This is a genomic window from Geobacillus sp. LYN3 (assembly GCF_003064505.1).
GTDB classification, from domain to species: Bacteria; Bacillota; Bacilli; order Bacillales; family Anoxybacillaceae; genus Parageobacillus_B; species Parageobacillus_B toebii.
Genome location: NZ_QCWL01000001.1, coordinates 710,024 through 715,424, shown reverse-complemented (window position 1 = coordinate 715,424; position 5,401 = coordinate 710,024). Strand labels below are relative to the sequence as shown.

The window sequence follows — 5,401 nt, the reverse complement described above, 5'->3', positions numbered from 1 at the left end:
CACGCCGCCAGCGTTCGTCCTGAGCCAGGATCAAACTCTCCAAAAAGAAAGTTGATTGGCTTTTAATTCGGCGCCGACACCGCAAGGTGTCGCTCGCCTTCGCTTTTCTATTTGGACGCTTCGTTTTGTTCAGTTTTCAAGGAACATTTGTTTTGTTCTTTAAAAGCGACTCTTATAATATATCACTTTCAATTTAACATGTCAATATGTTTTTTTTATTTTTTTCGTCCGCATCAAAGCGGCTTTACTAATATAACATCATCGCTTATTAAATGTCAACCATTTACCATAGGTATTTTTATCCAACCAAACAACACTTTCTGTACTCTATATTCTATATTCACCACGATCACACATACAGCCAAACAAACAGCACATGCGTTTTATCCTTATATAGCCGCCAAGTACAATATTAGCGGCAATACCTTCGTTTATAACCTCAACCTAACACTATTAGGTAAATAACTTTTTCTTTGTGTTTGCAATATATTTAGCCGTCAAATCTCTAGTATAAACAAAAAAGAAAGATGCCACAAAAGATCATTCGTATGGCACCCTCTAGTTCGCTTTAACGTTTCCATTCTCTCTCTAACATTCCATAAACAACGTGATCAACGAAATGGTCGTAAAGCCACTCTGCTTCCCGGATCGTCCCTTCGTTTGTAAACCCTAATCGCTCAGGAATTGCCCTGCTTCGTTCATTTTCCACTGCGCAACGGATTTCCAACCGATGCAATTTCAATTCACCAAAAGCATAGTCGATACACGCTTTGCACGCTTTCGTCATTAATCCAAGCCCTTGAAACTGCTCCCCCAGCCAGTAGCCAATGCTTGTTTTTTTATTCGCGCGATCAATATAATGAAGTCCAATGACTCCCGCTAATTGTCCTTTATGCCAAATCCCTGCTTCAAAGCCGTTTCCAGCGGCAAATTTCTGCAATCCCCCCGCGATAAACGCTTTCGAATCCTCTACTGTTTTTGTTGAATCCACCCACGGAAGCCACTTCCGCAAATGCGGACGGCATGAATCAACTAACGCAAATAACCGTTCTGCATCTTCCACTGTAAGCAACTTCAGCCACGCTTCTTCATCCAGGCGGTGGATAAACATAGCGTCCCCCTCCCAGTTTTATAAATTTTTTCTACTATTATACCAAATCCAAATAAAAAAGCCCGCCGTTTTGGCGGACTCTTTTTCTATTCCCTTAAAAAGACAAAGTATAAGATAAAGATGACAAATAGCGCATATAAAATCGGATGAACTTCTTTGCCGCGTCCTTTTAAAATCATCGTAATTGGATAAAAGATGAATCCAACCGCAATCCCTGTCGCAATGCTATACGAAAGCGGCATCGTAATTAACGTGAAAAACGCCGGAATTGCAACTTCGAGTTTTTTCCAATCGATTTCTCCAATCGAAGATACCATTAACACACCAACAATAATCAACGCCGGGGCGGTGACAGGCGCGGTAACAACACTTAATAACGGCGAGAAAAATAGTGCCAGCAAAAACAAAATTCCTGTTACTACCGCAGAAAAACCGGAACGGCCGCCAGCCGCGACCCCTGCCGATGATTCGACATAAGAAGTCGTCGTCGATGTTCCAAGCACGGCGCCAACCATGACCGCCGTTGCATCAACAAGCAATGCTTTTCCCGCGCGAGGCAGTTTATTATCCTTTAACAGCCCTGCTTGATTCGCTACTGCTAATAGCGTCCCTGTTGCGTCAAAAAAGTCGACGATGAAGAAAGTTAACACTACCCCAAGCATTTTTAACGAGAAAATGTCCGGTAAATGCTGAAGCGCAACGCCAAATGTCGGAGAAATATCCGGAACAGCTCCGACGATTTTATCTGGTACTTTGATTAAACCAAAAATCATTCCGACAATCGCTGTAATGACCATACCGTAAAATACGCTGCCATTCACTTTTTTTACCATTAATATTATCGTCACAAACAAACCAAAAATAGCTAATAGCGTATTTCCGTCTTTTAAATCGCTTAAACCTACTAACGTTGCCGGATTATCGACAATGATTTTTGCATTTTGCAAGCCGATAAATGTGATAAATAGCCCGATTCCCGATCCAACGGCGTACTTCAACTCTACCGGAATCGCATCAATAATTTTTTCGCGGATGCCTGTTAAAGATAAAATCGTAAAAATAACCCCTGATACGAACACTCCCGCTAATGCCGTCTGCCATGGGATGTGCATATGCAAAACAACTGTGAATGCAAAGAACGCACTTAGCCCCATCCCTGGCGCTAGCGCAATCGGATAACGCGCTAAAATCCCCATTAAAATACATCCATACGCCGCAGCAAGCGCGGTTGCAACAAATACCGCACCTTGGTCAATCCGCAGTTCGTCTGGAAAATCTTTTACTGCTCCTAATGACAGCGTAAACGGGTTAACAAACAAAATGTACGCCATCGACAAAAACGTTGTAAGCCCAGCGATGATCTCTGTACGGTAATTCGTGCCGAGCTCTTCAAACTGGAAATACTTTTTCATTTACTATCCCCCCTATAAAAATAAAAACGCTTCTAGTAAGCTACCAGAAGCGTTGACTAAAGAGGGATAATGAATATAGAGAGGACAAAAAATGCACTCTCTACCCCATTATACCTCGTAGTCAAGCTATTTACGGTAGCTTGGTAGAAACTCCCGAGCCATATTCCCGGGATTATACGACGTATTTTGACAATATTCGTGTTTTATGTACATTTTATCAACAGAATAACTATATGTCAATAAAAAGACGAACATTTAATAGTTAATGTTCGTCTTTTGTTCGTTTTATAGAAATCATTCCCATTCGATTGTTGCCGGCGGCTTACTTGTAATATCGTATACAACTCGATTGACATGCGGCACTTCATTAACGATACGCGTGGAAATTTTCTCAAGCACTTCCCAAGGAATGCGCGCCCAATCCGCTGTCATGCCATCCACCGATGTAACAGCGCGAATGCCGACCGTATAGTCATATGTGCGGGCATCACCCATCACACCGACGCTGCGAATGTCCGGAAGCACCGTGAAATATTGCCAAATTTCCCGATCAAGTCCCGCTTTTTTAATTTCCTCCCGTAAAATCGCGTCCGATTCACGAACGATTTCCAACTTTTCCTCTGTTACTTCGCCAAGCACGCGAATGCCTAATCCTGGTCCTGGGAACGGCTGCCGCCAAACAATTTCGTCTGGAAGGCCCAATTCCGTTCCGAGTGCGCGTACTTCATCTTTAAACAGCGTATTAAGCGGTTCGATGAGTTTGAATTTCATATCTTCCGGCAGACCGCCGACATTATGATGAGACTTGATCGTCTGTGCTGTCGCCGTGCCGCTTTCGATAATATCCGTATAAAGCGTCCCTTGTACTAAAAACTCTATTCCTTCTAATTTTGCCGCTTCATCATCAAACACATAAATAAATTCGTTGCCGATGATTTTGCGTTTTTGTTCCGGATCGGTTACCCCTTTTAATTTTGATAAAAAGCGCTCTTTTGCGTCCACTTTAATAACGTTCATATGGAATCCTTCGCGGAATGTTTTCATCACGCTTTCTGCTTCTCCTTTGCGAAGGAGCCCGTGATCGACAAAAATACATGTGAGTTGATCGCCGATGGCGCGGTGCACAAGCACAGCCGCCACGGAAGAATCGACACCGCCGCTTAACGCGCAAAGCACTTTTTTATCTCCAACAAGCTCGCGAATTTTGCGCACTTCGCTATCGATAAAGCTTTCCATTGTCCAATCGCCTTTACATTGGCACACGTCAAATACGAAATTTCTTAAAATATCGTTTCCGTAAACGGAATGGCGCACTTCTGGATGGAATTGCACCGCGTAAAACTTTTTCGCCTCATTGCTCATTGCCGCAATTGGACAAGAAGCGCTAACAGCATCTACAGTAAATCCCTCTGGCGGAGCAGTGACTAAATCGCCGTGGCTCATCCAGACCACTTGCTCGTCTGGGAGACGTTCAAAAAGGGCGGAAGCGTTCTTTACTTGAATCATTGCTTTTCCGTACTCACGATGTGTCGCTTTTTCTACTTTTCCACCCAAATGATGGGTCATTAACTGCATGCCATAACAAATTCCTAAAATCGGCAGCCCAAGCTCAAAAATTTGCGGATCACACGTAAACGCATTGTCGTCATATACACTGTTTGGGCCGCCGGAAAAAATGATTCCTTTTACATTCATTTCTCGAATTTTTTCCGCTGTAATCGTATGCGGATGCAATTCGCTGTATACCCCAAACTCGCGAATGCGGCGAGTAATTAATTGGTTATACTGGCTTCCAAAATCTAGAACAATAATCATTTCCTGTTTTTGTTCCATGTCATCACCTCATCGCAAAATAAAAAGCTAGAATCGCCCACGACAACTATAAAGGCAAAATTCTAGTTAATTCCGCCTTCATAGTCGGGTCGTTTACGGCGACCCGGTAGAGACTCTCGGACCATATTACCGAGGATATATGAAGGTACATATGATGATTTCATTAAATTTTAATCCATTCTATCAACTCTATCTATCAGCGGTCAAGATGCCGTTTTTTTAATTAAATTTTCCCATAATTCTTTCACTTCCGCCCATTCAACCCGAACGGTTTCTTGTTGATAAATCACCTTTTCATATAACAATGTCAACTTCGTCATTTCCTTTGTTTGAAACCAATCGTCGACATATGCGGCGTATTGTCTTAGCGTTTGATCTTGTTTCCGTTTTAATCCATAATCATCCAAGTGACGGAGTAAAGAAAGATACGCTTTCGTAAATCGGTCATTACCCCGCTTGTATTTGAATAGAAACAATGTAACATACGGCCACCATTTCCGTCTCGTTTTGTACAGCACTAATGCACAAGCAAGCAATATAGACACTACAATCGTGATGCGCTTCCATGACCAAATGTCTAAAAAGCTGGCGAATGTTTCTTTCACACTTGATGAAGAAGACCGATCTTGCTCCATCACATCTTTTATAGGAACACGGCCTTGCTCGAGCCTACGCTGTCGAGGAACCGGCGCTGTTTCCGGCGTAGATTGCAAATCGGTAAACTCATATGGGTTCGCAAACCCTTGCGTTGGCTCAAACGGAACCCAGCCGATTCCGGAAAAATACACTTCCACCCATGAATGCGCATCCTTGTTCGTCACTTGATATACATTTTTTCCTTCTTCCTCTCCCAAAGTTGCTCCTTCTATTAGTTGCCCCGACGTATATCCCTTCACCCAACGTGCTGGAATACCAAGAGAACGTAGGAGCACAACCATCGAAGTGGAAAAATTATCACAATATCCTTTTTTTGTTTCAAGTGAACTACCCCCACTTAATTTCTAGCGAAAATTTGAAGTGGGGGCTTCCAAAGAAGTTTGACTGC

At 42.9% G+C, this 5,401-nt stretch carries 4 protein-coding genes, 1 pseudogene and 2 riboswitches; all 5 genes and pseudogenes read right to left on the bottom strand.

What is annotated here, in order from left to right:
* Positions 1–568 precede the first annotated feature (568 nt).
* Positions 569–1,111 carry a GNAT family N-acetyltransferase gene (locus DCC82_RS03755; protein WP_097354043.1) on the bottom strand — a complete coding sequence of 181 codons (543 nt, stop codon included), beginning with the start codon at positions 1,109–1,111 and terminating at the stop codon, positions 569–571.
* A gap of 86 nt (positions 1,112–1,197) precedes the next feature.
* Positions 1,198–2,523: an NCS2 family permease gene (locus DCC82_RS03750; RefSeq protein WP_012748987.1), complete on the bottom strand. Its 1,326-nt coding sequence runs from the start codon at positions 2,521–2,523 to the stop codon at positions 1,198–1,200.
* Between the two features lie 98 nt (positions 2,524–2,621).
* A riboswitch (purine riboswitch) is annotated at positions 2,622–2,723 on the bottom strand.
* Between the two features lie 94 nt (positions 2,724–2,817).
* The gene (guaA, locus tag DCC82_RS03745) at positions 2,818–4,356 is read right to left on the bottom strand and encodes a glutamine-hydrolyzing GMP synthase (RefSeq protein WP_062677496.1); all 1,539 of its coding nucleotides are present in this window, start codon (positions 4,354–4,356) and stop codon (positions 2,818–2,820) included.
* 61 nt (positions 4,357–4,417) lie between these two features.
* Positions 4,418–4,519, bottom strand: a riboswitch (purine riboswitch).
* A gap of 40 nt (positions 4,520–4,559) precedes the next feature.
* A complete protein-coding gene (locus DCC82_RS18520; RefSeq protein ID WP_286170476.1) occupies positions 4,560–4,991 on the bottom strand; it encodes a DUF4129 domain-containing protein in 432 nt (143 codons plus the stop codon).
* A gap of 126 nt (positions 4,992–5,117) precedes the next feature.
* A pseudogene (locus DCC82_RS18515) lies at positions 5,118–5,327 on the bottom strand (transglutaminase-like domain-containing protein); the annotation flags it as partial.
* Positions 5,328–5,401 lie beyond the last annotated feature (74 nt).